Here is a 25,939-nt window from a genome sequence, read left to right as displayed (position 1 = left end):
GGCGTGCCCACCACGTAGGTCAGGCTGTCGCCGTCGAGGTCGACACCGGTCACCTGGCCGGCCACGGGCGTGTCCTCTGGCGTGGTCAGCGTGTAGTTCGGAACGGTGGGCGCATCGTTGGTCGGGCCGACCGTCACTTCCACGGTGCTCGTGGTCGTGCCGCCGTTGCCGTCGCTGACAACGACAGTGAAGCTGTCGGTGCCATTGAAGTTCGTGCCCGGCGTGTACGTGTAGGTGCCATCGGGGTTGACGGTCACCGTGCCATTGGCCGGCGGCGTGCCCACCACATAGGTCAGGCTGTCGCCGTCCAGGTCGACGCCGGTCACCTGGCCCGCCAGCGGCGTGTCCTCGGGGGTGGTCACTGCATAGTCCGGAACGGTCGGCTGGCTGTTCGGCTGCACCGACACGTCGACCGTGCTGGCGGTCGTCCCGCCTCTTCCGTCGCTGATGACGACAGTGAAGCTGTCCGGGCCCTCGTACCCAGGTTCGGGCGTGTACGTGTACTTGCCCGTTTGGGGGTCGATCACGACCGTGCCATGCGCCGGAGGTTGGCCAAGCGTATAGGTCAGCGTGTCTCCATCGGGATCACGACTGACCACAGTCCCGTTCCCGCTGTGGCCAACGCGAACTACAACCGAATCGGGCTCACCCGTTGGCGCTCTGTTCAAGGGCGGCTGCGCAACCGGAGGCAGGGAGAACCCCCCACCACCTCCTCCACCGCCACCTGCGCCTGCCGCAACGCCGACGCCCAGCAGCGCCAGACCTGCGACGAGCCAGCCAGGCAAGCCATCCGATGCCGCAGCCACGGGAACGCCGTCGAGCCATTCAATCTCGGTGAAGTGGAACTCGGACCAGGGTCCGGTGTACTGCCCCCACCAGAGCACACCTGCCTCGTCCTCCAGGACGAGATCGTTGCGGCCGCCTTGCGGATACTCGTTGAAAAAGCCTTGCAGAACGGTGGAAGTGCCGTCGCGCAGGGACAAGACCAGATCGCCGCCTCTTCGTTCATATCTGACGACGCTCTCCGGAGCGATCTTCAGGTGGATGACAGAGGCCTTATCGAGAGAGAGCGCTTCGACACGGGTATCGACAACTGCGCCACCATCCTTGGGAACAACTTGTATTTGCTTCATCTTCTTAATTGAGGGTGATGAGTCGGCAGCGCTCCGACTCTGGACTGGCGGATTGACCAATTGGTTTGATTCCGCAACGGCGCCGATGCTAGATACAAACCTTGCAACATCTGCAATCCATAACAATGAAAAATTAACAAATGTGAATTAATTGGCGATCTTTGCCCGACCCCAGGGTTATTGCGAGTGAAGGCTTGTTCTTGCAGACCTTGGCACCAGAGACGCGGTGGCATAAGCCCGCCGATTTGCCAAATGAGCACATACCCGCATCGCAATTGCACGCAGTGCTTTTTTAAATGTGAGTTATTCACATAATTACGCCGAAGGCTGAATAGCCCATGAGTTTTCGGCGAATTGCTGCCGATGTTTTTTAGGCGTGATTTTTTTCACATCAAATTCATGTAGAACCTAGGCGGACGCGACTGCGACCGCGCTCGATACGCTCAGTTGCTCAGTAAATGCTCCACAGTGGTGCATGAGCTGGTGCCCAAAAGACCGAACGGTCACACTGGGTGCCGAGGACGGCATCTTTTTGTTACAAAATATCGGTGGTGCGAGGGGCGCCATGAGGCTGCGAAAGCGCTATCTACGAGTGTGGGGGCGATGTGGAGCGCGTTTTCCGACGGGCTCTCCAAGCGTCCGATCGGTATGCGCTCCCCTTTGGCTTACGGCAGGCTGTTCAGGATATTTCCCGCTTGACTCGGCCCCTGCAAATGCGAGGGGCGATCAAGGGTCCGTCCACTGCCTGCAAGAGGACTTTCCACCCGAAGCATGTGCGAGAGCTCGGCACCACGATGATTACCAAACCCGTTGGAGCGACCGCCCTGCGGCCGATCATTTCGATGCTCCTAGGCAGCACGACGCCGCGCCCGGCGAATTGCCCGTGCCAATGCCGATTCCAACCGCAGAAGTCTAAGTGCCAGCACCTGGATTTCGCCTGCGAGCGTGGCTGCATCGAGCTCACCCCTGCTCTCAGCGGCCCTGAGGAAATCTTGCAACCTGAGCGCTTCTGCCGGGTTGTTCAGCTGCACGAGGTGGGCGGCAGTGTCGGTCGCCTTGCTGAGCGCTTCCGTCAAGGTCCGCATCGCCGAACGCAGCTGTGGGTCTCGCTGCAGCATGGCTCGCTCAATCGTGACCTCCGCTGGCACGTTCGGAGGTACCTCTGCAGGACGCACGACTTGCTCGTTGGTATGTTTGTCCATGTTTTTTGCACAGATGACCGGCAGTGCCGCCCTCACGCAGCACACTTAGGCAAACTGGAAATCTGAGGTGTCGAGACTGCCGTGCACTGCCCGCCGTCTGCCATCACGTCCCAACCGTGGAGCAGGATGTCGGCGCCGACGGCGAGGCTTGTGCCAATGGCGCGCCAGACTTGCGCCGAGCGGTTGAGCGAAGCCCTGTCGACTTGCTCGTTGCCAAGGGTGATCTCGCCCATGCTGCCCTTGCTCAGGATGTGCAGCGCGGCAATGCCGTGGGCGCGAGAACGAAGAAACCGGAGCTTGTGCATGAAAGTTTTCAGCTGAACGCCGCTACACAACTGCTCTCGAATGAAACAATTGTTAACGGCGCCGCGATTCTGATTGCAAACCCGCCCTTTGCCCAAGAATTCAAAATGCAGTGTCATCGCCTTATTTATTGGCTAAGTCATTGTCATAAAAGGAAAAACCGGCATACCCCGCTAACAATGGCATCATTGCCCTAGAAGAAAGCGGACGATTCCGTGAAATAGTCCCCAAGTACGAGTTGCACGTCTGTCGCAGTTGAACCGCAGTTGTGAGTGCGACTGGAGCGGCCGCACGGCCGTTTGCGGGGGACCGCCGCGCCTGAGGCTGGAAACGACGCTTAGCTGGGGAGCACAAGCAAGCGCGGTCGAGCGCGCGCGGGAGCGGGGCGTCGCGTCCCGGCTAATTCCCTGCACGGATCACATCGCTGAACGCCATCAATGAAATCGAATAGATCAACATCCACCGAAACTCGGGACGCATACGCATCGGGCAATCCATAACGGTGCAAGCACCGGGCGAATGGATTCGTCTCGGTTGGCGCTCGAGTCCGATGGACCGGCGCCGCACTGGATCGAAGAAAAAACGGACCATCGATGGTCTCCCAACTGATGTAGCGGTCATAGCCACCCACCCCGCCCGGGAATACCCTGCTGCACAAGCGCCCTTTCTTGCCTACATTGCTTGCATACAAGATTTCCCCAATCTTGCATTCAACCCCGATGGAAGGTTCCTCCATGCCCCGCTTCGTCAAATCCCTATTCGGCCAGGTCGTCATTGCGCTGGTGCTCGGCGTGCTGGCCGGCCTCTTCGTGCCGGAGTTCGCCGTCAAGCTCAAGCCGCTTGGCGACGGTTTCATCAAGCTGATCAAGATGATCATCCCGGTGCTGGTGTTCTGCGTGGTGGTGCACGGCATTGCCGGCGCGGGCGACCTGAAGCGCGTGGGCCGGGTCGGCGTGAAGGCGCTGATCTACTTCGAGGTGCTGACCACCATCGCTCTGGCCATGGGCCTGGTGCTGGCCTTCGTGTTCGAGCCGGGCGTAGGCATGAACGTGGACCCGGGCAAGCTCGACGCCGGCGCCATGAGCGCCTATGCCTCGAACGCCGACAAGCTCACGAGCGGCGGCACGGTCGAGTTCCTGATGAAGCTGATTCCGACCACGGTGGTCAACGCCTTTGCCACCGGCGACGTGCTGCAGGTGCTGCTGTTCGCGGTGCTGTTCGGCTGCGCGCTGTCTTTGCTGGGCGAGCGCGGCAAGCCGGTGAGCGCGGTGGTGGACTCGCTTTCGCTGGTGCTGTTCAAGATCATGGGCATCATCATCAAGCTGGCGCCGCTGGGTGTGCTGGGCGCCATTGCGTTCACGGTGGGCAAATACGGCATCGGTTCGCTCAAGCAACTGGGCATGCTGGTCGCGCTCTTCTACGGCGCGGTGCTGGTGTTCGTTTTCGTGGTGCTCGGGCTGGTCATGCGCATGTCGGGGTTCAGCCTCTTCAAGCTGCTGCGCTACCTGCGCGAAGAGCTCGCCATCGTGTTTGCCACCACCTCGTCGGACAGCGTGCTGCCGCAGATCATGGCCAAGCTGCGCCGCATGGGCATTCGCGATTCGACCGTGGGCCTGGTGATTCCCACGGGCTACTCGTTCAACCTGGACGCGTTTTCGATCTACATCACGCTGGCGGCGGTGTTCATTGCGCAGGCCACCAACACGCCGATCTCGATGTCGGACCTGCTGACCATCCTGGCCATTGCGCTGGTCACCTCCAAGGGCGCGCACGGCGTGCCGGGCTCGGCCATCGTGGTGCTGGCCGCCACGTTGCACGCGATTCCAGCCATCCCGGCCATCGGGCTGGTGCTGGTGCTCTCGGTCGACTGGTTCATGGGCATTGCCCGCGCACTGGGCAACCTGATCGGCAACTGCGTGGCCACGGTGGCCGTGGCAGCCTGGGAGGGCGACATCGACCGCGAGCGGGCCCACGCCGTGCTCAACGGCACCTACGCGCCCGACGACGAACCGCTGGCCGAACCCGACCTGCCGGCGGTACCCCTTGGCGCGGGCGCCGGCAGCCACTGAAACCGATGGCTGCCGACAACGTCAATCCCACCTCCATTGCCGAGCGCGTGGTCGAGGCCATCCTCGCGCAGAAGCTCGCGCCGGGCGAGCGGCTCGGCGAGCAGGCGCTGGCCGAGAACTTCGCGGTCAGCCGCACCATGGTGCGCGAAGCGCTCATGCAGCTGCAGGCGCGCGGCTTCGTCGAGGTGCAGTCGCGCCGCGGCTGGTACGTGGTGGAGCCCTCGGCCGAGGAAGCGCGCGACGCTTTCTCGGCCCGGCGCATCGTCGAGGCCGGCATCCTGGCCGAAAGCGAGGGCCGGCCGCTGCAAAAGGCCATACGCAAGCTGCGCGACCACATTGCCGACGAGCAGCGTGCCATCGAGGGCGCCGACGCCGCCACGCGCGCCTTCCTGTTGGCCGACTTTCATGTGTGCCTGGCCGAGCAGATGGGGCACCAGCTGCTGGTCGACGTGCTGCGCGACCTCACGGCCCGCACCACGCTGGCGGCCACGCTCTACCAGTCGAAGCATGAGGCCGGCCAGTCTTGCGCGGAGCACGGCGCCATCGTCGCCGCGCTGGAGGCCGGCGACACCGCCACGGCGCGCAAGCTGATGATCGACCACATCGGCAATGTCGAGCGTTCGCTCGAGGTAGACACCACCGCCGGGCCCGACGCGCCGGCGCGCCTGCGCGCCACCTTGTCCCCGGTGGCGCTGCCGCGCGCGAGGCGCTAGCCGACTAGGCATTTCGACCGACACAAACGTGCGTTCAGGCTCGGCTACAGTCCGAGTCACATATGAATTCACCCCAACTCCAGCGCGGCGTATTCCTCGCCCTGCTCGCCATCGTCACGGTCGCCTTTCTCTGGGTGCTGGTGCCCTTCTTCGGCGCGGTGCTGTGGGGGGTGGCGCTGGCCATCCTGTTCACGCCGCTGTACAAGTGGCTGCTCAAGAAAATGCCGGGCAAGCGCAACGCCGCCGCGCTGTCGACATTGACCATCTGCCTGTTCATCGTGATTCTTCCGCTGGCCATGGTCGGCGTATCGCTGGTGCAGGAGATCGTGCAGGTCACGCAGAGCATCCGCTCGGGGCAGATCAACTTCGCGGCCTACTTCCAGCAGATCCTCAACGCCATGCCGCAATGGCTGCTGAACATCTTCGACCGCTTCAACCTGGGCGACATGGAAGCCTGGCAGGAACGCATCTCCGCCGGGGCGGCGCAGGGCAGCCAGCTCATCGCGGGCCAGGCGCTCACCATCGGCCAGAACACCTTCGACTTCCTCATCAGCTTCTTCGTGATGCTGTACCTGCTGTACTTCCTGGTGCGCGACGGCTCGGCGCTTTCCAAGACCATGCGCGAAGCAGTACCCCTTGCCAAGCCGCACACGCACTACCTGCTCAACAAGTTCACGACCGTGATCCGCGCCACCGTGAAGGGCAACGTGGCGGTGGCCATTGCGCAGGGCGCCATCGGCGGTATCGCCTTCTGGCTGCTGGGCGTGCAGGGCGCGCTGCTGTGGGCGGTGCTGATGGCGTTTCTCTCGCTGCTGCCGGCGGTGGGCGCGGCCCTTATCTGGGGGCCGGTGGCCATCTACTTCCTTGCCACGGGCCACTTCTGGCAGGGCGGCATCCTGATCTTCGTGGGCGTGTTCGTGATCGGGCTGGTCGACAACATCCTGCGGCCGGTGCTGGTGGGCAAGGACACGCAGATGCCCGACTACATCGTGCTGATGTCGACCATCGGGGGCATGGCGATCTTCGGCATCAACGGCTTCGTGGTCGGCCCGGTGATTGCCGCGCTCTTCATGGCGGCGTGGAGCCTGTTCGTGGAATCGGGGCAATGGGAAAACCCGCCCGGCGCGGGTTCGGCCGACGCGGGCGACGACAAGAGCAACTGAACAAAGCTCCACTGGCGCCAGCCTGGAGCGGCTGAAGCGGGCGCGCCTTGCGCCTGCCGTGTGCATCTGGCGCGGGCGCTGCCGCATTTCGTCGCATGGCGCTGGGCAGCGCACGGCGCCTGCGGGATCGTCGGACCTCCAACTTCCAAGACGAGGTCTCCCATGCATTTTCCTGCCCTCCTGCCCCGGCCTGGCGCACACATCATGAGCACCCTGTGCGCCGCCGCACTTCTTGCGCCGCTGGGCGCGCTTGCGGCCGACCTCAGCCTGAGCGTGGCCGACGGGCCGGCTGCCGAAGCCACGCTGTATGTTGCGCTGTACAACGACGCCGCCAGCTACGCCGACAGCAAGGCCGTGGCGTCGCAGACCGCGCCGATGCAGGGCGGCAAGGCCCGGCTCGTGTTCACAGGACTCGCGCCGGGGCGCTACGCTCTGAGGGCGTTCGCCGACGAAAACGGCAATGGCAAGCTCGACACCAACATGATGGGCATGCCGACCGAGCGCTACGGCTTCTCGAACGACGCGAAGGGCAACCGCGCCGCACCCGCCTTCGAAGCCGCAGCGATCAGCGTCGACGCCGACCTGCAGACCGTCATTCACCTGCGCTGAGGAAACCGCCATGGAACGACGCGAACTCCTGCGCCGGCTGGCTTCGGCCAGCGCCCTGCCTCTCCTGCCCCTCTTGGCACCGCTGGCCCGCGCGGCCGGCACGGACGACTGGCAAGCCCAGTTCGAAGCCGCCGGCACGCCCTGGAAGACCGGCTTCGCCACGCCCCCGGACGACCTCCCGCTGACCCGCGCCGCGGTGCGCGGACGCTTCCCGGATGCCGTGGCCGGCACGCTGTTTCGCATCGGCCCGGCCGGCCACGACCTGGGCGGCCAGCGCTACCACCACTGGTTCGACGGCGACGGCATGGTGCATCGCTTCACGATCGACGGGATCGACGTGCGGTACCAGGGCCGCTATGTCGCCACGCCCAAGCGCGTGGCCGAGGTGCGGGCCGGCCGCCGCCTGTTCGAGGCCTTCGGCACCATGCCGCCGGGCGTCGTGCCGCCGACCTCGGCCGACAGCATCAACGTCGCCAACACCAGCGTGCTGCCGATGCGCGGCGAGGTGCTGGCGCTGTGGGAAGGCGGCTCAGCCACGCGTGTCGACGCGCACACGCTGGACACGCTGGGCCTGAAGACCTGGCGGGCCGACCTCGCGGGGATGCCGTTCTCGGCCCATCCCAAGGTCGATCCGGACGGCACGGTGTGGAACTTCGGCGTGAGTTCCGGCCAGGGCCTGCTGGCGCTGTACGAGATTGCGCCCGAAGGCACGCTGCGGCGCGCAGCCGTGGTGCCGCTGGCCGACATGCCGATGGTCCATGACTTCGCCGTGACCGAGCGGCACCTGGTGTTCCTGATGCCGCCACTGGTGTACGACGCCAAGCGCAAGGAGGCCGGTGCGAGCTTTCTCGATGCCCACGTCTGGCGGCCGGAACTTGGCATGCGCGCGCTGGTGATCGACAAGCAGAACTGGGAGCGACGCCAGATGCTCACACTGCCGGCCGGCTTCTTGTTCCATGTGGGCAATGCCTGGGAAGAAGACACCCCGCGCGGCACGCTCATCCACATCGACTACGTGCGTTCAGACAACGCCGATTCGGTGTTCACGACCAACCGCGAAGTGATGCGCGCGCGCCGCGTGAAGAGCACGGACCCGCACCTGACCGTCGCCACGCTGAACCTCGGCACGGGCAAGGCCATGCAGCAGGCGCTGGCGCAGGAAGCCGAATTTCCGCGCATCGACCCGCGGCGCGTCGGCCTGCGCCATCGCCAGGTGGTTCATGCCACGCAGACGCGCCCCGATGTGCCAGGCTTCGGCGCTGTCGCGCGCACGGATGTCGAGACCGGTCGCAGCCAGCGCTTCAGCTACGGGGCGCAGGCCATCGTGGAAGAGCATGTCTTCGTGCCGGACGGCACCAGGCCAGGCTGGGTGCTGGGCACGGTGCTCGATTTCGGTCGGCAGAAGACCGTGCTGTCGTGCTTCGCGGCCGACCACCTGGCGGCCGGCCCGGTGGCGCAGGCCACGCTGCCTTACGCACTGCCGCTGGGCCTGCACGGCGCCTTCGTGCCAGCCTGAAGAAGAAGACGGTGGGCACGGTCAGCCGCCCCACCACCCTTCGGCAAAACGCCCCTGCAGGAAGGCCACGAAGCCCGACACCTTGCCCGGCACCAGCTTTGGCGAGGGAAAGACGGCGTGGATTTCCTGCTCGGGCAGCTTATGGTCGGCCAGCACTTCGAGCACCTTGCCTGAGGCCAGCGATTCGCTCGCCACGTAGCGCGGCATGAGCGCAATGCCCAGGCCGTCGCGCGCCGCGGCCAGCACCGCGGAAAGGTTGTTGGAGCGGAAGCGACCCGAGACGGGCACCGTCACCGGGTCGCCCTTGGGCGTGTGCATGCGCCAGAACTCGTCGCCCACCACGCTGCTGTAGATGAGCGCCACATGCGCGCTCAGGTCTTGCGCGCGCTTGGGGGTGCCGTGCTTCTTCAGGTAGCCCGGCGCCGCCACCATGGCCCAGGGGTTGGTGCCGAGGTAGCGCGCGCCCAGCGACGAATCGGCCAGCTTGCCCATGCGAATGGCCACGTCGATGCCCTGCGCAATCAAGTCCACATAGCGGTCCTCGAAGCTCAGGTCGAGCTGCACCTGCGGATGCCGACGCATGTATTCGAGTGCCAGAGGCACCACCACGCGGCGGCCAAAGGCCACCGACGTGCCCACGCGCAAGAGGCCCTGCGCTTGGTTCTGCCGCAGTTGCACGATGCTTTCGGCCTCCTCGGCCTCGCGCACGATGTTCTTGCACTTCTCGTAGTAGAGCGCACCCGGTTCGGTCAGGCTCACGCCGCGCGTGTTGCGGTTGAGCAGCCGCACCTTCAGCCGTGCCTCGGTGGCCGCGACCTGCTTGGTCACGGTAGGCTGCGTGGTGTGGAACTCGAGCGCCGCCTTCGAGAAGCTGCCGGTCTCCACCACACGCACGAACATTTCCATTGCCAACAATCTGTCCATGGCCGGATCGTAATCACTTATTCCAAGATGGAATAGCTTTTATGGTCCGTAGCCGTCTTCTTCGAATGGCCCGTGCTTCCTACAGTGGCCCCAACTCAAGGAGACAGTCCCATGGCAAAAATGAAAGCGGTCCAGGCCGCCGTGCTGGTGATGGAAAAAGAAGGCGTGACGCAGGCCTTCGGCGTGCCCGGTGCCGCCATCAACCCGATGTATTCGGCGCTGCGCCAGCGCGGCAGCATTTCGCACATCCTCGCGCGCCACGTGGAAGGCGCCTCGCACATGGCCGAGGGCTACACGCGCGCCGTGGCGGGCAACATCGGCGTGTGCATCGGCACCTCGGGCCCGGCGGGCACCGACATGATCACGGGCCTGTATTCGGCCTGGGCCGATTCGATTCCCATCCTCTGCATCACCGGCCAGGCGCCCCGCGCACGGCTCTACAAGGAAGACTTCCAGGCGGTCGATATCGAGTCGATCTCCAAGCCAGTCACCAAGTGGTCGGTCACCGTGCGCGAGCCGGGCCAGGTGCCGCAGGTGTTCCAGCAGGCCTTTCACCTGATGCGCTCGGGACGCCCCGGCCCGGTGCTGGTGGACCTGCCCTTCGACGTGCAGATGGCCGAGATCGAGTTCGACATCGACAGCTACGAGCCGCTCACCCCCTACAAGCCCGCTGCCACGCGCGCCCAGATCGAGAAGGCCATCGGCATGCTCCAGGCGGCCGAGCGCCCGCTCATCGTGGCTGGCGGCGGCGTCATCAACGCCGATGCATCCGACCTGCTCGTGCGCTTTGCCGAAGCCACCGGCGTGCCGGTGATTCCCACGCTGATGGGCTGGGGCGCGATTCCCGACGACCATCCGCTGATGGCCGGCATGTGCGGCCTGCAGACCAGCCACCGCTACGGCAATGCGACCATGCTGGCGAGCGACTTCGTGCTGGGCATCGGCAACCGCTGGGCCAACCGCCACACGGGCTCGGTCGATGTCTACACCAAGGGCCGCACCTTCGTGCACGTGGACATCGAGCCCACGCAGATCGGCCGCGTGTTCACGCCCGACTTCGGCATCGTGTCGGACGCCAAGGCCGCGCTCACGCTCTTCGTCGAAGTGGCCGAGGAGATGAAGGCCGCCGGCAAGCTCACCGACCGCCGCGCGTGGGCCAAGTCGTGCATCGAGCGCAAGAAGACCATGCTGCGCAAGACCAACTTCGACGACGTGCCGATGAAGCCGCAGCGCGTGTACCAGTGCATGAACAACAACTTCAGCAACGACACCTGCTACGTGAGCACCATCGGGCTCTCGCAGATTGCGGCCGCGCAGTTCCTGCATGTGTACAACCCGCGCCACTGGATCAACTGCGGGCAGGCCGGCCCGCTGGGCTGGACCATTCCCGCCGCGCTGGGCGTGCGGGCCGCCGATCCGTCGCGCAAGATCGTCGCACTCTCGGGCGACTACGACTTCCAGTTCATGATCGAAGAGCTGGCCGTGGGTGCGCAGTTCAAGCTGCCTTACATCCACATCGTGGTCAACAACTCGTACCTTGGGTTGATCCGCCAGGCGCAGCGCGGCTTCGAGATGGACTACTGCGTGCAGCTCGCGTTCGACAACATCAACGCCGGGCCCGATGCCGGCATCGAGAGCAGCTACGGCGTCGATCACCTGAAAGTGGTCGAAGGCCTGGGCTGCAAGGCGATTCGCGTGAACAAGCAGGAAGAGATCGCACCGGCCATCCAGCGCGCCGAAGCGCTGATGGCCGAGTTCAGCGTGCCGGTCGTCATCGAAGTGATGCTCGAGCGCGTGACCAACATCGCGATGGGCACGGAGATCGACAACATCACCGAGTTCGAGCCCCTGGCCGAACACCCGGCCGATGCGCCCACCGCCGTTGCGGCCGAGATGCTGGACTGAACGAGGAGACACACGCCATGCCCAAGTTCGCAGCCAACCTCACGATGCTCTTCACCGAGCTGCCGTTCATGCAACGCTTCGAGGCCGCCGCCAAGGCGGGTTTCGAGGCGGTGGAATACCTCTTCCCCTACCCCTTCGAAAAGAAGGAGCTCACCGCCGCGCTGCGCGCCAACGGTTTGCAGCAGGTGCTGCACAACCTGCCCGCCGGCGACTGGGACAAGGGCGAGCGCGGCATTGCTTGCCACCCCGACCGCACCGGCGAATTCCGCGAAGGCATTGCCATGGCCATCGACTACGCCACCGCCCTGGGCTGCCCGCAACTCAATTGCCTGGTCGGCAAGGTGCCGGCCGGCGTGAGCACCGAGGCCGCTCACAAGACCGTGGTCGAGAACCTACGCCTTGCCGCTAGCGAGCTCGAGGCGGCCGGCCTGCGGCTTTTGATCGAGCCCATCAATACCTTCGACATTCCGGGCTTCTTTCTCACTCGCACCGACCAGGCGCTGGCGCTGATCGACGAAGTGGGCTCTTCCAACCTGCGGGTGCAATACGACATCTATCACGCGCAGCGCATGGAAGGCGAGCTCGGCAGCACGCTGTCGAAGAACCTCGCGCGCATCGGCCACATCCAGTTGGCCGACAACCCCGGGCGCGGCGAACCGGGCACGGGCGAAATCAACTACCCGTGGCTTTTCAGGCACATCGATTCGATCGGCTACGACGGCTGGATCGGCTGCGAATACAAGCCGCGCGCCACCACCGCCGAAGGCCTGGGCTGGCGGCAGGCCCTGACGCAGCAGAAGTGAACCCACACAACAACAGCATCTTAGGAAACTGAAGACATGTCGCAATCTCAAAAAATCGGATTCATCGGTCTCGGCATCATGGGCGCGCCCATGGCGGGCCATCTGCTCGACGCGGGCTACCAGCTGTTCGTGAACACCCAGGGCAACACGCCCGAGCCTTTCATCTCGAAAGCGACCATCTGCGCCTCGGCGGCCGAGGTGGCGCGCCAGGCCGACGTGATCTTCATCATGGTGCCCGACACGCCCGACGTGGAAAAAGTGCTGTTCGGCGAGCCGGGCACGCAGGGCGTGGCCGAAGGCCTGAAAGATTCGCGCGGCAAGATCGTGGTCGACTGCAGCTCGATCGATCCGATTGCCACCAAGGCTTTTGCCAAGCGCATCCTCGCGCTGGGCTGCGGCTACATCGACGCGCCGGTTTCGGGCGGCGAAGTGGGCGCCAAGGCCGCGAGCCTCACCATCATGTGCGGCGGCGACGAAGGCACCTTCGGCCAAGTAAGGCCGCTGCTCGAGAAAATGGGCAAGAACGTCACGCTGGTCGGCAACGTGGGGGACGGCCAGGTCTGCAAGGTAGCCAACCAGATCATCGTGGCGCTGAACATCGCAGCGGTGGGCGAGGCGCTGCTGTTTGCCTCCAAGGCAGGCGCCGATCCGGCCAAGGTGCGACAGGCGCTGATGGGCGGCTTTGCAAGCTCGCGCATTCTCGAAGTGCATGGCGAGCGCATGATCAAGCGCACCTTTGCACCGGGCTTCCGCATCTCGCTGCACCAGAAGGACCTGAACCTGGCGCTGCAAAGTGCGCGGGCGCTGGGTGTGGCCCTGCCGCAGACGGCGGGCGCGGCGCAGCTGATGAACGCCTGCGCGGCCCTCGGCCACGGCCAGCAGGACCATTCGGCACTGGTGCGCGCGCTCGAAGCGCTCGCGCAGCACACCGTTACGCCGGACTGAGCCTGCGGCTCAGGTCTTTGCAGCCTCTAGCGATTCCTTGAGGTTGCGCCGGCGCCAGGCCCAGGTCTTCACGGCCTGCGGCAGGATGCCGACGCACGAGGCGTAGTACGTTACCTTGAAGCCCCAGAAACGCGGGCCGATGGGCGTGTCGCGGAACAGGTCGCCCGCCAGTATGGACAACAGCGCCTCCTGCATGCGCCAGATGTTGCGTGGCGCCATGAACAGCCGGCGAATGGCCGGCGACGTGATGCGGTAGATGAACCACGAGAACATCTTCGGTCCGCGCTTCATCACCTTCTCGTAGTGGCGGAAGGCCTTTTCGGCCTCCTTCACCTCGCCCCTGAGCCACAGGTCGGCCGCCTTGGCCGCCTCGAAGCCGCTGTTCATTGCCAGGTACACGCCCGAAGAAAACATCGGGTCGACGAATGCGTAGGCGTCGCCCACCATCATGAAGCGGTCGCCGCGGCAGAACTTGGAGTCGTAGGCGTAGTTGCCCGTGGCGGTGGCGCCTTCCATCAGCGTGGCGTTCTTCAGGCGTGCGGCCAGCTTGGGTGCGAGCGCGATGGTTTCCATCAGGAATTCTTCGAGCGACTTGCCCTGGCGGCGCTTAAAGTACGCGGGCGAGGCCACGGCGCCCACGCTCACTGTGCCGTCCTTCAGCGGGATGTACCAGAACCAGCCATGGTCGAACCAGAAGAGCGAGATGTTGCCCTCGAAGCGGCCCGGGCGGCGCTCCGCATTGGCAAAGTGGCCGTAGAGCGCCGCACTCGCATGCTTGCGGTTGCGCTGCTTGGCGTCGAACTGGCTCGACAGCAGCGTGTCGCGGCCGCTGGCATCGATGACGAAGCGCGGGCGCCACTGGGTCTCGGTGCCGTCGTCGGCCTTGACCTTCACCAGCGCGCGGTTGTCGGCCGTGCCCTTGCCGGCGTCCATGTCGACACCTGTCACGCGCTGGCCTTCGAAGGTGCGTGCACCAAGCTTGCCGGCATGGCGGAACAGCAGTTCGTCGAACTCGGAGCGGCGCACGTGCACGGCGTACGGAAAGCTCTTGTCCATGGCCTCGCCGAAGTCGAAGTGGCTCGAGTGGTCGTGCCAAGGCGAGACAAACTCGGCGCCGTGCTTCTTGATGCCGATGGCTTCGACCTCGGTGCGCACGCCCAGCCGGTCGAAAAGCGGCATGTTCATGGGCAGCAGCGACTCGCCGATGTGAAAGCGCGGGTGCTGCGCCTTCTCGATCAGCACCACATCGTGCCCCTTGTCCGCAAGCAGCGCCGCCACGGTCGAGCCCGAAGGCCCGCCGCCGATGACCACGACGTCGGGGTCGGTGGTGGTGAAAGCTCCGGGTGTCATGCGCTGCCCCTCTTCGTTGTCTTTTGTGTGTCTTGATTGACGATGGCCGGCGGCCTTGGCTGCACGGCTCTGCATTGCCTTGTTTAACCTTGGTTGCCCTTGGCCAACACTTTCGGAGTTTAGCGAACCGGCGCTTCGGTTCCGCGCAGGCTATGGGGTCAGGCGTTTTCGGCATTTCCCCTTTGGGAACAAGCCATGCTTTTGCGGTAGCCTCATTGCCCGTCAGAAACAAGGAGACATTTCATGGCTGCACCCCTCTCCCCCGCAGAAGAAGCTCTTCGCGATGCAGCGCGCGAATACCACCGCTCGCCCGTCAAGGGCAAGATTTCGGTCACGCCCACCAAGCCGCTCCTGAACCAGCGCGACCTGTCCCTGGCCTATTCGCCCGGTGTGGCCTACCCCTGCCTCGACATCGCGGCCGACCCGTCGCTGGCGGCCGACTTCACCGCGCGCGGCAACCTGGTGGGCGTCGTCACCAACGGCACGGCGGTGCTGGGCCTGGGCAACATCGGCCCGCTGGCCGCCAAGCCGGTGATGGAAGGCAAGGGCTGCCTGTTCAAGAAATTCGCCGGCATCGACGTGTTCGACATCGAACTGGCCGAGACCGACCCCGACAAGCTGGTCGACATCATCGCGGCGCTGGAGCCCACGCTGGGCGGCATCAACCTCGAGGACATCAAGGCCCCCGAGTGCTTCTACATCGAGAAGAAGCTGCGCGAGCGCATGAACATTCCGGTGTTCCATGACGACCAGCACGGCACGGCCATCATCTCGGCCGCGGCGCTGATCAACGGGCTCGAACTGGTCGGCAAGAAGATCGAGGACGTGAAGATTGCCGTCTCGGGCGCCGGCGCGGCCGCCATTGCCTGCCTCGACGTGATGGTGGGCCTGGGCGCCAAGCCCGCCAACATCTACGCCTGCGACTCCAAGGGCCTGATCTACATGGGACGCGCGGGCGGCTTCGACGACTCCAAGGCGCGCTACGCGCAAAAGGACACCGGCGCCCGCACCCTGGCCGACGTGGTGAAGGACGCCGATGTGTTCCTCGGCTGCTCGGCCCCGGGCGTGATGAGCGCCGAGATGGTCAAGACCATGGGCACGCAGCCGATCATCCTGGCGCTGGCCAACCCCGAGCCCGAGATCCGGCCCGAACTTGCCAAGGCCGTGCGGCCCGACTGCATCATTGCCACCGGCCGTTCCGACTACCCGAACCAGGTGAACAACGTGCTGTGCTTCCCGTACATCTTCCGCGGCGCGCTCGACTGCGGCGCCAGCAAGATCACGGAAGAAATGAAGCTGGCCTGCGTGCGCGAGATCGCCGAGCTCACCAAGGCCGACATCAGCGAAGAGGTGGCCACGGCCTATGCCGGCCAGGAGCTGTCGTTCGGGCCCGACTACATCATTCCCAAGCCCTTCGATTCGCGGCTCATCCTGCGCATTGCGCCGGCCGTGGCCAAGGCGGCGCACGCATCCGGCGTGGCCGCGCGGCCCATCGAGGACATGGACGCCTACCGCCAGCACCTGACGCGCTTCGTCTACCAGACCGGCATGTTCATGCGCCCGGTGTTCAGCGCCGCCAAGATCGCCGCCGCCAAGCGCGTGGCCTATGCCGAGGGCGAAGACGAGCGCGTGCTGCGCGCCGCGCAACTGGCGGTGGACGAAGGCCTGGCGCAGCCCATTCTGGTCGGTCGCCCCGCGGTGATCGAGGCGCGCATCAAGAAGGCCGGCCTGCACATCCGCGTGGGCACCGACGTTGAAATTGTCGACCCCGAAGACGACCCGCGCTTTCGCATCTACTGGGAGAGCTTTCACAAGCTCATGGGCCGCCGCGGCGTAACGCCCGAGGCCGCCAAGACCATGGTGCGCCGCTCCAACACCATCATTGCGGCGCTGATGCTGCACCTGGGCGATGCCGACGCCATGATCTGCGGGCTGGTGGGGCGCTTCGACGTGCACCTGGAGCACATCCGCAACCTCATCGGCCTGAAGCGCGGCGCACCGGGCTTTGCCACGCTGAACGCACTCACGCTCGAAAAGCGCACGGTGTTCATTACCGACACCAACGTGAACGAGGACCCGAGCGCCGAACTGCTCGCCAGCATCGCGATGATGGCAGCCGAAGAGGTGCGCCGGTTCGGGCTGCCGCCGAAGGTGGCCTTTCTTTCGCACTCGAACTACGGCACCTCGAGCCGCGGCTCGGCACGCAAGATGCGGTTGGCGCGCGACCTGTTCGCGCAGATGGCGCCCGACATCGAATGCGACGGCGAAATGCACGGCGACTCCGCACTGTCCGAAGAAGTGCGCCGCGTCGCGCTGCCCGAGACCACGCTCACCGGCGAGGCCAACCTGCTGGTGTGCCCGAACCTGGACTCCGCCCACATCCTCTACAACGTGCTGAAGATGACGGGCGCGAACGGCATCACGGTCGGCCCCATCCTGCTGGGCGCCTCGGGCTCGGCGCATGTGCTCACACCTTCGTCGACGGTGCGGCGCGTGGTCAACATGACGGCACTGGCGGTGGCGAATGCGACGACCGCATTGAAGTAACGGCCCCCGCCTTCATTTCACCGACGCCTCGCTGCCGCACGCAGCGGGGCGTTTTTCATTGCGGCGCGCTACGGGCATGCACCGTTTCCGCCCGCTCAACACTTTTTCGGCTGGCATGCAATCTGCTAATACCCTGAGCGGATATCTTAAATATCTTATTAATATATTTATTGAAATCACGGCCTTCTGCCCTTCGTCAACCTTCACCTCTTTTCTCTTCTCACATGGAAGAACACGCCTTGGAACGCGGGGGCTTTTCCCGCCGGGTGCTCGATGCGTCCGACTTCGTCCTGCGCTGGGAGCGCCGCCTGCTTTCCGGGCTGATGGGCCTGCTCATGGTGCTGGTGCTGCTGAACGTGGTCACGCGCTACAGCGGCGTGCCCCTTTATTGGGTGGACGAGGCCTCGGTGTACTGCGTGGTGTGGCTCACCTTCATCGGCGCCTCGGCAATGACGCGGCTGCGGCTGGACTTTGCAGTGACGCTGCTCACCGACAAGCTCGGCGAAAAAGCGGTGCGCATTGCCAAGGCCGCCGCTTCGGGCGGCGTGCTGCTGCTCGGCCTTGCGCTGCTGGCCATGTGCTGGCTCTACATGGACCCGGTGGGCATCGTGCGCCATGGCTTCGATGCCAAGGAATACGCGGCCGAGTCCTTCAACTTTCTTTATACCGAGCGCACGCAAACGCTCAACTGGCCGGCCTGGGCCGTCCAGCTGATCCTGCCGGTCTTCTCGGCCACGCTCAGCCTGCATGCGCTGTCCAACCTGCTCGAAGACCTTGGCCTGCAGCCCCGGCGCACGCACGCCGAGTTCCATGTGACCAACGCGGACGCGGTGAACTGACATGCTGACCTCCGCATTCTTCCTGTTGATCATGCTGGTCGGCGTGCCGATCGGCGCCTGCCTGTGCCTTGCGGGCATCGTCTACATCCTCAACTCGGGCGACACGGTGCTCTTCCAGTCGTTTCCGGTGCAGATGTTCGGCGGTGTCGACAGCTACAGCCTCATTGCAATTCCGCTGTTCATCCTGATCGGCGAGGTCATGAACGGCGGCGGCATCACCAAGCGGCTGGTCGACCTGGCGCTGGCCTTCATCGGCTCGGTGAAGGGCGGCCTGGCCTACGTGAACATCCTGGCCAACATGCTGGTGTCGTCGATCATCGGCTCGGCCACGGCGCAGGTGGCCATCATGAGCCAGATCATGGTGCCCGAGATGGAGAAGCAGGGCTACGACAAGACCTTTGCCGCCGGCATCACGGTGTACGGCGGCATGCTGGGGCCGATCATTCCGCCGTCGGTGATGTTCGTGGTGTACAGCGTGCTGGCGCAGGTGGCGGTGGGCGACATGCTCATTGCCGGCATCATTCCCGGGGTGATTCTCACGGTGCTGTTCTTCATCGTGATCGCATGCATGGGCGTGATCTACAACTATCCGCGCACCGCAAAGCGCACCATCAGGCAGCGGCTGCACACCATTCTCACGGCCTGCCCCACGCTGCTGATTCCCATCGTGATCGTCGGCTCCATCCTCGGCGGCGTGGCCAACCCGACGGAATCGGCGGCGGTGGGCGCGGTGGCCGCGGTGCTGATCGGCCGCTATGTCACCAAGGAATTCCGCTTCGCGATGATTCCGCAGATCCTGTTGAAGTCGGCAATCTACTCGGCGGTGGTGCTCTTTTTGGTAGCCGCGGCGGCGGTGTTCTCGTGGCTCCTGATCTACGGCAAGGTGCCGCAGGCCACGGCCGCATGGATCCAGACGGTGGCGAAGGACCCTATCGCCTTCTTGCTGCTGGTGAACCTGATCCTGCTGGTGATCGGCACGGTGATCGACGGCATTCCGGGGTTGATCATGACCGTGCCGATCCTGCTGCCCATTGCCACGGAGATCTACGGCATCGATCCGCGCCACTTCGGCGTGGTGGTGGTGATCAACCTGGTGCTCGGGCTGATGACGCCGCCCGTGGGGCTGAGCTTCTTCGTGGCTTCGGCCGTCACCGGCGCCAAGCCCGGAAAGATGTTCATCGTGACGCTGCCGTTCTTCCTGATCTGCTGCGCGGCGCTGGTGCTGCTGTCGCTCTTTCCGAGCCTGTCGCTGGCCTTGCTCAAGTAAGCCCGACAAGCCCCCCGTTTTTCCTTCACTCAACCGGAGCCTCGCATGTCCCTCTCCCGCCGCAAATTCGTCGTCCAGGCCGCCGCCGGTACCGCCGCCGCGTCGTCCGCCCTGTTCAGCACCGTGTCGCGTGCAGCGGCCGCCAAGGAGTTCCGACTCGGCCTCATCACGCCGGCCGGCCACTCGTGGAACCGCGCCGCGGTGGGCTTTGGCGAAGCACTCAAGAAGGCGACCGATGGCCGCCTGAGCGCCACGGTGTTCCACTCGGGCCAATTGGGCAACGAATCGGCCATGATGCAGCAGCTGCAATCGGGCGCGCTGGACATGGGCTGGATCCAGGCGGCCGAGCTCGGCTCGCGCGTCTCGAGCGTGGCGGCCATCAACGCGCCCTACCTCGTGCGCTCCACCACCAACGTGGCCTCGCTGGTGCGAACGCCGGCCGCGCTCAAGCTGCTCGACGTGCTGCCACGCGAAACCGGCACCATCGGCCTGGGCTGGGGCATCACCGGCATGCGGGTGGTGTTTTCGACCAAGCCCATTTCCACGCCCACCGACCTCAAGGGCATGAAGCTGCGCATCAACCCGACGCCGGTGTACCGCGACTTCTATCAATTGCTCGGCGCCGCCCCCACGCCGATTCCCACGCCCGCCGTTTTCGACGCCATGTCGAACGGCCAGGTCGACGGGCTGGAGGCGGACATCGAGTTTTCATGGAACCAGCGCTTCGACCGGGTCGCGAAAACCATGCTGCCGATGAATGCGCTGTTCATGCCCTTTGCACCGCTGGTCTCGGGCCGTATCTGGCAGACGCTGGACGCCAAGGACAAGTCGCTCATCACCGACCTGGTGAAGCAGTCACTCGACGCGCAGATCAGGGACATCGTGACCACCGAACTCGGCCTGATCGACAAGTTCAAGACGAGCGGCATCACCATCAAGAGCGATGCCGGCTACAACCCCGCGCCGATCATTGCGGAGTTCGACAAGATCTGGCTGCCCAAGGCGCCGCAGATCGCCGAGCTGCGCAAGATCGGCGCCGCCCTCTGAACCTGCGCGCGAGGCCGGCACTTAGGGCGCCGGCCGGCAAGCCAGCGCCCCAAATTGGTTCAAGCTTCAAGCTTCTTTCGGCTGAAATCCGCGAGAACTCACAAAACGGGTGCGCATAGCCACGCCCGCGCCCCAACTTTGCACTGCGGCAGTTCATCGGGAGGGTTCGCACCAATCGCGTGCGGGCACCGTTTTTGCTTGAATGCAGAAGCATTCACCTCCAACGGATTTCGCATGAACAAGCGCCAACTGCTCCAGTCCTTCCTCGCCGCCTCGGCCCTCAGCTTCGGTCTTTCTTCGGCCCTTGCCCAGACCACGACGCCGATCAAGTTCCAGCTCGACTGGCGCTTCGAAGGGCCGGCCGCGCTGTTCCTGCACCCCGCCGCCAAGGGCTACTTCAAGGCCGCCGGCCTGGACGTGACCATCGACGCGGGCAATGGCTCGGGAGGCACCGTCACGCGCGTGGCCTCCGGCGCCTACGAAATGGGCTTTGCCGACCTTGCCGCGCTGATGGAATTCCACGCCAACAACCCCGACAGCCCCAACAAGCCGGTCGCGGTGATGATGGTCTACAACAACACGCCAGCCTCGGTCATGACGCTGAAGAAGAGCGGCATCACCAAGCCGGCCGACCTGGCCGGCAAGAAGCTCGGCGCACCGGTGTTCGACGCGGGCCGCCGCGCATTCCCGATCTTTGCCAAGGCCAACAACATCGGCGCAGTCAACTGGACCGCCATGGACCCGACGCTGCGCGAAACCATGCTGATCCGCGGCGACATCGACGCGATCACGGGCTTCACCTTCACCTCGCTTCTCAACCTGGAAGCACGCGGCGCCAAGGCGGCCGACATCGTCGTGCTGCCCTACCCCGACTACGGCGTGAAGCTCTACGGCAACGTGATCATCGCGTCGCCCAAGCTCATCAAGGAGAACCCCGAGGCAGTGAAGAAATTCCTCTCGGCCTTCGCCAAGGGCGCGAAGGAAGTCATCGCCAATCCGGCGGTGGCCATCGAATCGGTGAAGGCGCGCGACGGCATCATCGACAGCAAGCTCGAAACCCGCCGCCTGCAACTGGCCATCGACACCGTGATCAACAGCGCCGATGCGCGCAGCGACGGCTTCGGCGCCGTGAACGCCGGCCGCATGTCGCTGATGGCCTCGCAAGTGTCTGACGCATTCAACACCAAGACGCGCGTGAGCCCCGACGCGGTGTGGACCGCGGCGCTGCTGCCACCCGCGGCCGAACTCAACGGCGTGCTGCGCAAGTGATGGCGGACGCATCGAGCACGGACGCGGCTCCCTTCGTCGACTTTCAGGACGTCTGGCTCGCCTACAACGAAGAGCTGCTGCGCACCAACCACTTCGCGGTCGAGGCCATCGACCTGAAGGTGAAGCGCGGGGAATTCATCGCCATCGTCGGGCCCTCGGGCTGCGGCAAGTCGACGTTCATGAAGCTCACCACGGGGCTGAAGATGCCGTCGATGGGCAAGATCCGCATCGACGGCCAGCCCGTGACCGGGCCGCTCAAGATCTCGGGCATGGCGTTTCAGGCGCCTTCGCTGCTGCCGTGGCGCACCACGGTCGACAACGTGCTGCTGCCGCTCGAAATCGTCGAGCCCTACCGCTCCAGCTTCAAGGCCAAGCGCAAGGAATATGTCGAGCGCGCGCGCAAGCTGCTGCAGAAGGTGGGCCTTGCGGGCTATGAAGACAAGTTTCCCTGGCAGCTTTCGGGCGGCATGCAGCAGCGCGCAAGCATTTGCCGCGCGCTCATTCACGAGCCCAAGATGCTGCTGCTCGACGAGCCCTTCGGCGCGCTCGACGCCTTCACGCGCGAAGAGCTCTGGTGCATCTTGCGCGACCTGTGGACCGAGCAGCAGTTCAACGTCATCCTGGTGACGCACGACCTGCGCGAAAGCGTATTCCTGGCCGACACGGTGTACGTGATGAGCAAGAGCCCGGGCCGATTCGTGGTCAAGCGCGAGATCGAGCTGCCGCGTCCGCGCGAGCTGGAAGTCACCTACACCAAGGAGTTCACCGACATCGTGCTGGAGCTTCGCGGGCACATCGGCGCCATCCGTAACACCGGCATCAGCGCAGCGCAGACAGCGGCCGCTGCGGTGTCTCACTGAAGGCGCGCCATGAAGAACACCAAGCAAATCGAACGCTGGTCGCCATGGCTGCTGCTCGTGGCAGTGATCCTGCTGTGGCAGGTGATCTGCGCGGGCTTCGGCGTGTCGGACTTCATCTTTCCGAGCCCGCTGCGCATCTGGAACCAGTTCTGGGAATTCAAGGAAATCATCGCGGGCCACGCATGGCGCACCTTCTGGGTCACGATGGCGGGCTTCGGCCTGGCCATTGTGGTGGGCGTGCTGCTGGGCTTCGTGATCGGCAGTTCGCGCATCGCGTATGCGGCGATTTACCCGCTCATGACGGCCTTCAACGCGCTGCCCAAGGCGGCCTTCGTGCCCATCCTGGTGGTGTGGTTCGGCATCGGCGTCGGGCCGGCCATTCTTACGGCCTTCCTGATCAGCTTCTTCCCGATCATGGTGAACATTGCCACCGGCCTTGCCACGCTGGAGCCCGAGCTGGAAGACGTGCTGCGCGTGCTCGGCGCCAAGCGCTGGGATGTGCTTGTGAAGATCGGCCTGCCGCGCTCCATGCCCTACTTCTTCGGCTCGCTCAAGGTCGCGATCACGCTGGCTTTTGTCGGCACCACGGTGAGCGAGATGACGGCGGCCAACGAAGGCATCGGCTACCTGCTGATTTCCGCCGGCTCGGCCATGCAGATGGGCCTGGCTTTTGCAGGCCTGATGGTGGTGGGCGCGATGGCCATGCTGATGTATGAGCTCTTCAGCGTGATCGAGAAGCACACGACCGGGTGGGCGCACCGCGGTTCGCAGAACCAATAAGGCACCACGGATGACGCGCGACCAGATCATCCGCGCGCTGCGGCGCGCCGACGAGGTGGCCCGCCGCGCCATGGCGATGGGCCGGCATCCCTTCGGTGCCGTGCTCGTTGCGCCCGACGGCGAAACCATCCTCGCCGAGCAGGGCAACATCGACACGGTGAACCACGCCGAGGCCACGCTCGCGCGCCATGCCGCGCAAAACTGGCCGGCAGACTACCTGTGGCAATGCACGCTGGTGACAACCTTCGAGCCTTGCGCAATGTGTGCGGGCACCAGCTATTGGGCAAACATTGGCCGCGTTATCTACGGGGCGGAAGAAAGCGCATTGCTCGCGCTCACGGGCGACCACCCCGAGAACCCCACGCTGAGCCTGCCCTGCCGAGAAGTGTTCGCTCGCGGGCAGAAGAAGATCGAAGTGATCGGGCCGGTGCCTGAAGTAGCGGAAGAGATGATCGCCACGCACCGCGGCTTCTGGGAAGCGCGTTAGTAGCGCTAGGCCAGCAGCAGCGACGCCTCGTCGCGCCAATACGCAATGGCTGCCAGCCAGCCTTCCCACACGCAGCCGTTGCAGCCGCGCCCGCAGCAGGTGGTGGGCTCGGGCGGTGGCAAGCGCAGGGTGAGCCGCTGCGCAGCGGCCTCGGACTGAACGGCCTCGATCAGCGCCTGGGCGCTGGCAAGGTCGACCGGCACGGGCAGGTCTTTGTCTGCAAGGGACATGGGCAGGCAGCGGTGGCCGGGGACCGCGCGGCAGGCTGGGGCCTTACCAGAAGATCCAGAGCGCAAGGCCGCCGAAGATCGACCACTTCACAAGGTAGTACGCTCGCTTGTCCCAGGCCTTGAGACGCTTGCCGATGACGCGGATCTGGTAGATGTACTTGAACGCGCGGTTGATGCCGCCGGTCTTGTCGCCAACGTCGTTGGGCGAAGCGGCCGCGGCCAGCAGGTTCTTTGCAAACCAGCGGTTCACGGCACTGGCCCAGCGGTACTTGAGCGGACGCTCGATGTCGCAGAACAGGATCACGCGGTCCTTGTCGGTCGTGTTCTCGGCGTAGTGGATGTAGGTTTCGTCGAACACCACGGCTTCGCCGTCGCGCCAGTGGTAGCGCTGGCCGTCCACGTCGATGTAGCAGCCCTCCACGCCCGGCGTCCACAGGCCCAGGTGGTAGCGCAGCGAGCCCGCAAACGGGTCGCGGTGGCGCACCAGGCGGCTGCCCGGCGGGAGCTCGGCAAACATGGCGGCCTTGATGGTGCCGATGCCTTTCAGCAGCTCGGTCGTGCGCGGGCACAGCACGGCGGCGGAGGGATGCGCATCGTCGTACCACTTGAGGTAGAAGCGCTTCCAGCCGCTCTTGAAGAAGGAGTTGAAGCCCACGTCGTTGAACTGGCTCGAGGCCTTGATGCTGCCGCCATTGCGCATGGCCAGCGCCTCTTCGCGAATGACTTCCCAGTTCTCTTCGAGCACGCGCATCTCCGGAAACTGCGCGGGCGACAGGTACGGCGTGCTCGGCACCTTCGAGAAGATGTACATGAAGGCGTTCAACGGCGCCAGGAAGGTCGAATGATCAGAAAGCTGTCTGAAAAAACGATGCCGGACCTGGCCGCGGAAGTGAACGTAGAGTGCGCTGAGCGCGAAGATGGCGAGAATGACCCACTTCATTAAAGTGTCCTGTAAAGCGGGTCGTAGTGTAATTGTTCACACTTTTTCCGGTTGCCGCGGCATTTCATGCCCTTTTTTGGCCGCTAACGGGCCCTTCAACTGCGCAGCAGCTTGATCAGCGCGGCGAGTTCCTCCCCACCCAGCCCCGCTGCATCGGCCCGCTGGAACAACCCTGCCGCGAACGTCGGAAACTCGGTATTGATGCCGGCCTGCTGCGCGGTCTGCAGGATGCGCTGGGTCGCTTCCATCGAAATGCGCATGGGGCTTTGCGATATTGCGAAGTTGCCCGACTGGATGACACTGCCTTCGTGCTGCAGGAACCCGGCGAAGGTGGGCATGATGCCCGCCACGATGCGGCCGTATTCCGCCACGTCGAAACCCTCATGCTCGGCCACGCGCGCGCCGTGCAAGAAGCCGAGCATGGTGCCGTAGATGGTCGACAGCGTGGCCAGGTCCATGGCCGCGGCGGCGCTCGCCTTTTCGCCCAGGTACACGATGCCGCCGCCCAGAACGCCGAGCAACGGTTCGGCCGCGCGAAACACGTGCTGTGCGCCCGACATGAGAATGGGCGTATCGGGCTGCCCCATCTGGTCGGGCGCGGCCTGTATGGCGCCTTCGAGGTAGGTCGCGCCCTGGCGGTGCGCCCAGGCTTCGGCATCGCGCGCGTCCTGCGGACTGCCGGTGGTGAGCTGCACCAGCAGGCGACCGTCCATTGCCGCGGCCACGCCCGCGGCGCCAAGAATCGCGTCAACCGCGCGGTAGTCGTACACGCACATCAGGGCCACCGAGCTTGCGCGCAAGGCTTCGGCGGCACTGCGCGCGAGCACGGCGCCCCGGCTCACCAGCGCGGTGGCCTTTTCGGCCGTGCGGTTCCACACCCTGACCTTGTAGCCCTTGTCGAGGTAGAGCCGCGCGATGGTCACGCCCATCGATCCCAGGCCCAAGACCGTAATTTCCTTGTTGCTCATGCCAGTTGTCCGCAAGTTGTGAAGAGGCCTGCATCGTAGGAATTGCACTCTCCAACGGTCAAGTACCTAC

General features: G+C 64.8%; 24 protein-coding genes. 16 read left to right on the top strand and 8 right to left on the bottom strand.

What is annotated here, in order from left to right:
* From V9K97_RS27265 to V9K97_RS03785, 3 genes are all read right to left on the bottom strand, one after another.
* The coding region (locus V9K97_RS27265) for an Ig-like domain-containing protein (RefSeq protein ID WP_443302526.1) at nt 1–1,133 on the bottom strand (1,133 nt) is incomplete at its 3' end.
* A gap of 848 nt (nt 1,134–1,981) precedes the next feature.
* Nucleotides 1,982–2,335, bottom strand: coding sequence for a hypothetical protein (locus tag V9K97_RS03790; protein WP_337316312.1), 354 nt, complete (start codon nt 2,333–2,335; stop codon nt 1,982–1,984).
* A 32-nt stretch (nt 2,336–2,367) separates the two neighbouring features.
* On the bottom strand, nt 2,368–2,757 hold the full coding sequence (locus tag V9K97_RS03785; protein WP_337316310.1) for a DUF4347 domain-containing protein: 390 nt from the start codon (nt 2,755–2,757) through the stop codon (nt 2,368–2,370).
* Between the two features lie 615 nt (nt 2,758–3,372).
* Here V9K97_RS03785 and V9K97_RS03780 point away from each other — a divergent pair.
* From V9K97_RS03780 to V9K97_RS03760, 5 genes are all read left to right on the top strand, one after another.
* Nucleotides 3,373–4,707, top strand: coding sequence for a C4-dicarboxylate transporter DctA (locus V9K97_RS03780; protein ID WP_337316307.1), 1,335 nt, complete (start codon nt 3,373–3,375; stop codon nt 4,705–4,707).
* 5 nt (nt 4,708–4,712) lie between these two features.
* Nucleotides 4,713–5,420: a GntR family transcriptional regulator gene (locus V9K97_RS03775; RefSeq protein ID WP_258501829.1), complete on the top strand. Its 708-nt coding sequence runs from the start codon at nt 4,713–4,715 to the stop codon at nt 5,418–5,420.
* Between the two features lie 62 nt (nt 5,421–5,482).
* Nucleotides 5,483–6,583 carry an AI-2E family transporter gene (locus V9K97_RS03770; RefSeq protein WP_337316305.1) on the top strand — a complete coding sequence of 367 codons (1,101 nt, stop codon included), beginning with the start codon at nt 5,483–5,485 and terminating at the stop codon, nt 6,581–6,583.
* A 204-nt stretch (nt 6,584–6,787) separates the two neighbouring features.
* Nucleotides 6,788–7,192, top strand: coding sequence for a DUF2141 domain-containing protein (locus tag V9K97_RS03765; protein WP_337316303.1), 405 nt, complete (start codon nt 6,788–6,790; stop codon nt 7,190–7,192).
* Between the two features lie 10 nt (nt 7,193–7,202).
* Nucleotides 7,203–8,708, top strand: coding sequence for a carotenoid oxygenase family protein (locus tag V9K97_RS03760; protein WP_337316301.1), 1,506 nt, complete (start codon nt 7,203–7,205; stop codon nt 8,706–8,708).
* A 21-nt stretch (nt 8,709–8,729) separates the two neighbouring features.
* On the opposite strand, the gene V9K97_RS03755 is transcribed toward V9K97_RS03760, so the two are convergent.
* Complete coding sequence (locus V9K97_RS03755; RefSeq protein ID WP_258501835.1) at nt 8,730–9,632, bottom strand: LysR family transcriptional regulator; 903 nt, start codon at nt 9,630–9,632, stop codon at nt 8,730–8,732.
* A 111-nt stretch (nt 9,633–9,743) separates the two neighbouring features.
* Here V9K97_RS03755 and gcl point away from each other — a divergent pair, with 111 nt between their 5' ends.
* From gcl to V9K97_RS03740, 3 genes are read left to right on the top strand one after another with little or no spacing between them, the layout of a single operon-like run.
* Nucleotides 9,744–11,537 carry a glyoxylate carboligase gene (gene gcl / locus V9K97_RS03750; protein WP_281146356.1) on the top strand — a complete coding sequence of 598 codons (1,794 nt, stop codon included), beginning with the start codon at nt 9,744–9,746 and terminating at the stop codon, nt 11,535–11,537.
* A gap of 17 nt (nt 11,538–11,554) precedes the next feature.
* Nucleotides 11,555–12,340 (top strand): hydroxypyruvate isomerase, encoded by a 786-nt coding sequence (hyi, locus tag V9K97_RS03745; RefSeq protein WP_337316300.1) that lies wholly within the window; start codon nt 11,555–11,557, stop codon nt 12,338–12,340.
* Nucleotides 12,341–12,376: 36 nt separating this feature from the next.
* The gene (locus V9K97_RS03740; RefSeq protein WP_337316299.1) at nt 12,377–13,285 is read left to right on the top strand and encodes a 2-hydroxy-3-oxopropionate reductase; all 909 of its coding nucleotides are present in this window, start codon (nt 12,377–12,379) and stop codon (nt 13,283–13,285) included.
* A 9-nt stretch (nt 13,286–13,294) separates the two neighbouring features.
* Here the strand turns inward: V9K97_RS03740 and V9K97_RS03735 are convergent, their stop codons facing one another.
* Nucleotides 13,295–14,635, bottom strand: coding sequence for an NAD(P)/FAD-dependent oxidoreductase (locus V9K97_RS03735; RefSeq protein WP_337316298.1), 1,341 nt, complete (start codon nt 14,633–14,635; stop codon nt 13,295–13,297).
* Nucleotides 14,636–14,878: 243 nt separating this feature from the next.
* Between V9K97_RS03735 and V9K97_RS03730 the strand changes: the two genes are divergently transcribed.
* From V9K97_RS03730 to V9K97_RS03695, 8 genes are all read left to right on the top strand, one after another.
* Nucleotides 14,879–17,182 (top strand): NADP-dependent malic enzyme, encoded by a 2,304-nt coding sequence (locus V9K97_RS03730; RefSeq protein ID WP_337316297.1) that lies wholly within the window; start codon nt 14,879–14,881, stop codon nt 17,180–17,182.
* A 224-nt stretch (nt 17,183–17,406) separates the two neighbouring features.
* Entirely contained in the window at nt 17,407–18,021 is a 615-nt protein-coding gene (locus tag V9K97_RS03725; protein WP_337316296.1) for a TRAP transporter small permease, read from the top strand.
* A gap of 1 nt (nt 18,022) precedes the next feature.
* Nucleotides 18,023–19,288: a TRAP transporter large permease gene (locus tag V9K97_RS03720; RefSeq protein ID WP_258501844.1), complete on the top strand. Its 1,266-nt coding sequence runs from the start codon at nt 18,023–18,025 to the stop codon at nt 19,286–19,288.
* A gap of 45 nt (nt 19,289–19,333) precedes the next feature.
* Nucleotides 19,334–20,335, top strand: a complete 1,002-nt coding sequence (locus V9K97_RS03715; protein ID WP_337316295.1) for a TRAP transporter substrate-binding protein — start codon at nt 19,334–19,336, stop codon at nt 20,333–20,335.
* 234 nt (nt 20,336–20,569) lie between these two features.
* Nucleotides 20,570–21,604 (top strand): ABC transporter substrate-binding protein, encoded by a 1,035-nt coding sequence (locus V9K97_RS03710; protein WP_258501847.1) that lies wholly within the window; start codon nt 20,570–20,572, stop codon nt 21,602–21,604.
* The gene (locus tag V9K97_RS03705; protein WP_337316478.1) at nt 21,604–22,464 is read left to right on the top strand and encodes an ABC transporter ATP-binding protein; all 861 of its coding nucleotides are present in this window, start codon (nt 21,604–21,606) and stop codon (nt 22,462–22,464) included. The genes V9K97_RS03710 and V9K97_RS03705 overlap by 1 nt, the downstream gene beginning before the upstream one ends.
* Nucleotides 22,465–22,473: 9 nt before the next feature.
* Complete coding sequence (locus tag V9K97_RS03700; RefSeq protein ID WP_258501850.1) at nt 22,474–23,244, top strand: ABC transporter permease; 771 nt, start codon at nt 22,474–22,476, stop codon at nt 23,242–23,244.
* A 10-nt stretch (nt 23,245–23,254) separates the two neighbouring features.
* On the top strand, nt 23,255–23,731 hold the full coding sequence (locus V9K97_RS03695) for a nucleoside deaminase (RefSeq protein WP_337316293.1): 477 nt from the start codon (nt 23,255–23,257) through the stop codon (nt 23,729–23,731).
* Between the two features lie 5 nt (nt 23,732–23,736).
* Here V9K97_RS03695 and V9K97_RS03690 read toward each other — a convergent pair whose 3' ends face one another.
* From V9K97_RS03690 to V9K97_RS03680, 3 genes are all read right to left on the bottom strand, one after another.
* Complete coding sequence (locus V9K97_RS03690) at nt 23,737–23,961, bottom strand: oxidoreductase-like domain-containing protein (protein ID WP_337316291.1); 225 nt, start codon at nt 23,959–23,961, stop codon at nt 23,737–23,739.
* 43 nt (nt 23,962–24,004) lie between these two features.
* On the bottom strand, nt 24,005–24,901 hold the full coding sequence (lpxO, locus tag V9K97_RS03685) for a lipid A hydroxylase LpxO (RefSeq protein WP_157615143.1): 897 nt from the start codon (nt 24,899–24,901) through the stop codon (nt 24,005–24,007).
* Between the two features lie 95 nt (nt 24,902–24,996).
* The gene (locus tag V9K97_RS03680) at nt 24,997–25,917 is read right to left on the bottom strand and encodes an NAD(P)-dependent oxidoreductase (RefSeq protein ID WP_443302516.1); all 921 of its coding nucleotides are present in this window, start codon (nt 25,915–25,917) and stop codon (nt 24,997–24,999) included.
* Between the last annotated feature and the right edge of the window lie 22 nt (nt 25,918–25,939).

Source organism: Variovorax sp. CCNWLW186 (genome assembly GCF_037203865.1).
Lineage (GTDB): Bacteria > Pseudomonadota > Gammaproteobacteria > Burkholderiales > Burkholderiaceae_C > Variovorax.
The sequence above is the reverse complement of the archived record's forward strand: the minus strand, read 5'-3'. Positions and strand labels throughout refer to the sequence as shown.

Coding starts and splice junctions, on each gene's coding strand:
- V9K97_RS03790 (WP_337316312.1), bottom strand. CDS start 2,335: ATGGACAAACATACCAACGAGCAAGTCGTGCGTCCTGCAGAGGTACCT.
- V9K97_RS03785 (WP_337316310.1), bottom strand. CDS start 2,757: ATGACACTGCATTTTGAATTCTTGGGCAAAGGGCGGGTTTGCAATCAG.
- V9K97_RS03780 (WP_337316307.1), top strand. CDS start 3,373: ATGCCCCGCTTCGTCAAATCCCTATTCGGCCAGGTCGTCATTGCGCTG.
- V9K97_RS03775 (WP_258501829.1), top strand. CDS start 4,713: ATGGCTGCCGACAACGTCAATCCCACCTCCATTGCCGAGCGCGTGGTC.
- V9K97_RS03770 (WP_337316305.1), top strand. CDS start 5,483: ATGAATTCACCCCAACTCCAGCGCGGCGTATTCCTCGCCCTGCTCGCC.
- V9K97_RS03765 (WP_337316303.1), top strand. CDS start 6,788: ATGAGCACCCTGTGCGCCGCCGCACTTCTTGCGCCGCTGGGCGCGCTT.
- V9K97_RS03760 (WP_337316301.1), top strand. CDS start 7,203: ATGGAACGACGCGAACTCCTGCGCCGGCTGGCTTCGGCCAGCGCCCTG.
- V9K97_RS03755 (WP_258501835.1), bottom strand. CDS start 9,632: ATGGACAGATTGTTGGCAATGGAAATGTTCGTGCGTGTGGTGGAGACC.
- gcl (WP_281146356.1), top strand. CDS start 9,744: ATGGCAAAAATGAAAGCGGTCCAGGCCGCCGTGCTGGTGATGGAAAAA.
- hyi (WP_337316300.1), top strand. CDS start 11,555: ATGCCCAAGTTCGCAGCCAACCTCACGATGCTCTTCACCGAGCTGCCG.
- V9K97_RS03740 (WP_337316299.1), top strand. CDS start 12,377: ATGTCGCAATCTCAAAAAATCGGATTCATCGGTCTCGGCATCATGGGC.
- V9K97_RS03735 (WP_337316298.1), bottom strand. CDS start 14,635: ATGACACCCGGAGCTTTCACCACCACCGACCCCGACGTCGTGGTCATC.
- V9K97_RS03730 (WP_337316297.1), top strand. CDS start 14,879: ATGGCTGCACCCCTCTCCCCCGCAGAAGAAGCTCTTCGCGATGCAGCG.
- V9K97_RS03725 (WP_337316296.1), top strand. CDS start 17,407: ATGGAAGAACACGCCTTGGAACGCGGGGGCTTTTCCCGCCGGGTGCTC.
- V9K97_RS03720 (WP_258501844.1), top strand. CDS start 18,023: ATGCTGACCTCCGCATTCTTCCTGTTGATCATGCTGGTCGGCGTGCCG.
- V9K97_RS03715 (WP_337316295.1), top strand. CDS start 19,334: ATGTCCCTCTCCCGCCGCAAATTCGTCGTCCAGGCCGCCGCCGGTACC.
- V9K97_RS03710 (WP_258501847.1), top strand. CDS start 20,570: ATGAACAAGCGCCAACTGCTCCAGTCCTTCCTCGCCGCCTCGGCCCTC.
- V9K97_RS03705 (WP_337316478.1), top strand. CDS start 21,604: ATGGCGGACGCATCGAGCACGGACGCGGCTCCCTTCGTCGACTTTCAG.
- V9K97_RS03700 (WP_258501850.1), top strand. CDS start 22,474: ATGAAGAACACCAAGCAAATCGAACGCTGGTCGCCATGGCTGCTGCTC.
- V9K97_RS03695 (WP_337316293.1), top strand. CDS start 23,255: ATGACGCGCGACCAGATCATCCGCGCGCTGCGGCGCGCCGACGAGGTG.
- V9K97_RS03690 (WP_337316291.1), bottom strand. CDS start 23,961: ATGTCCCTTGCAGACAAAGACCTGCCCGTGCCGGTCGACCTTGCCAGC.
- lpxO (WP_157615143.1), bottom strand. CDS start 24,901: ATGAAGTGGGTCATTCTCGCCATCTTCGCGCTCAGCGCACTCTACGTT.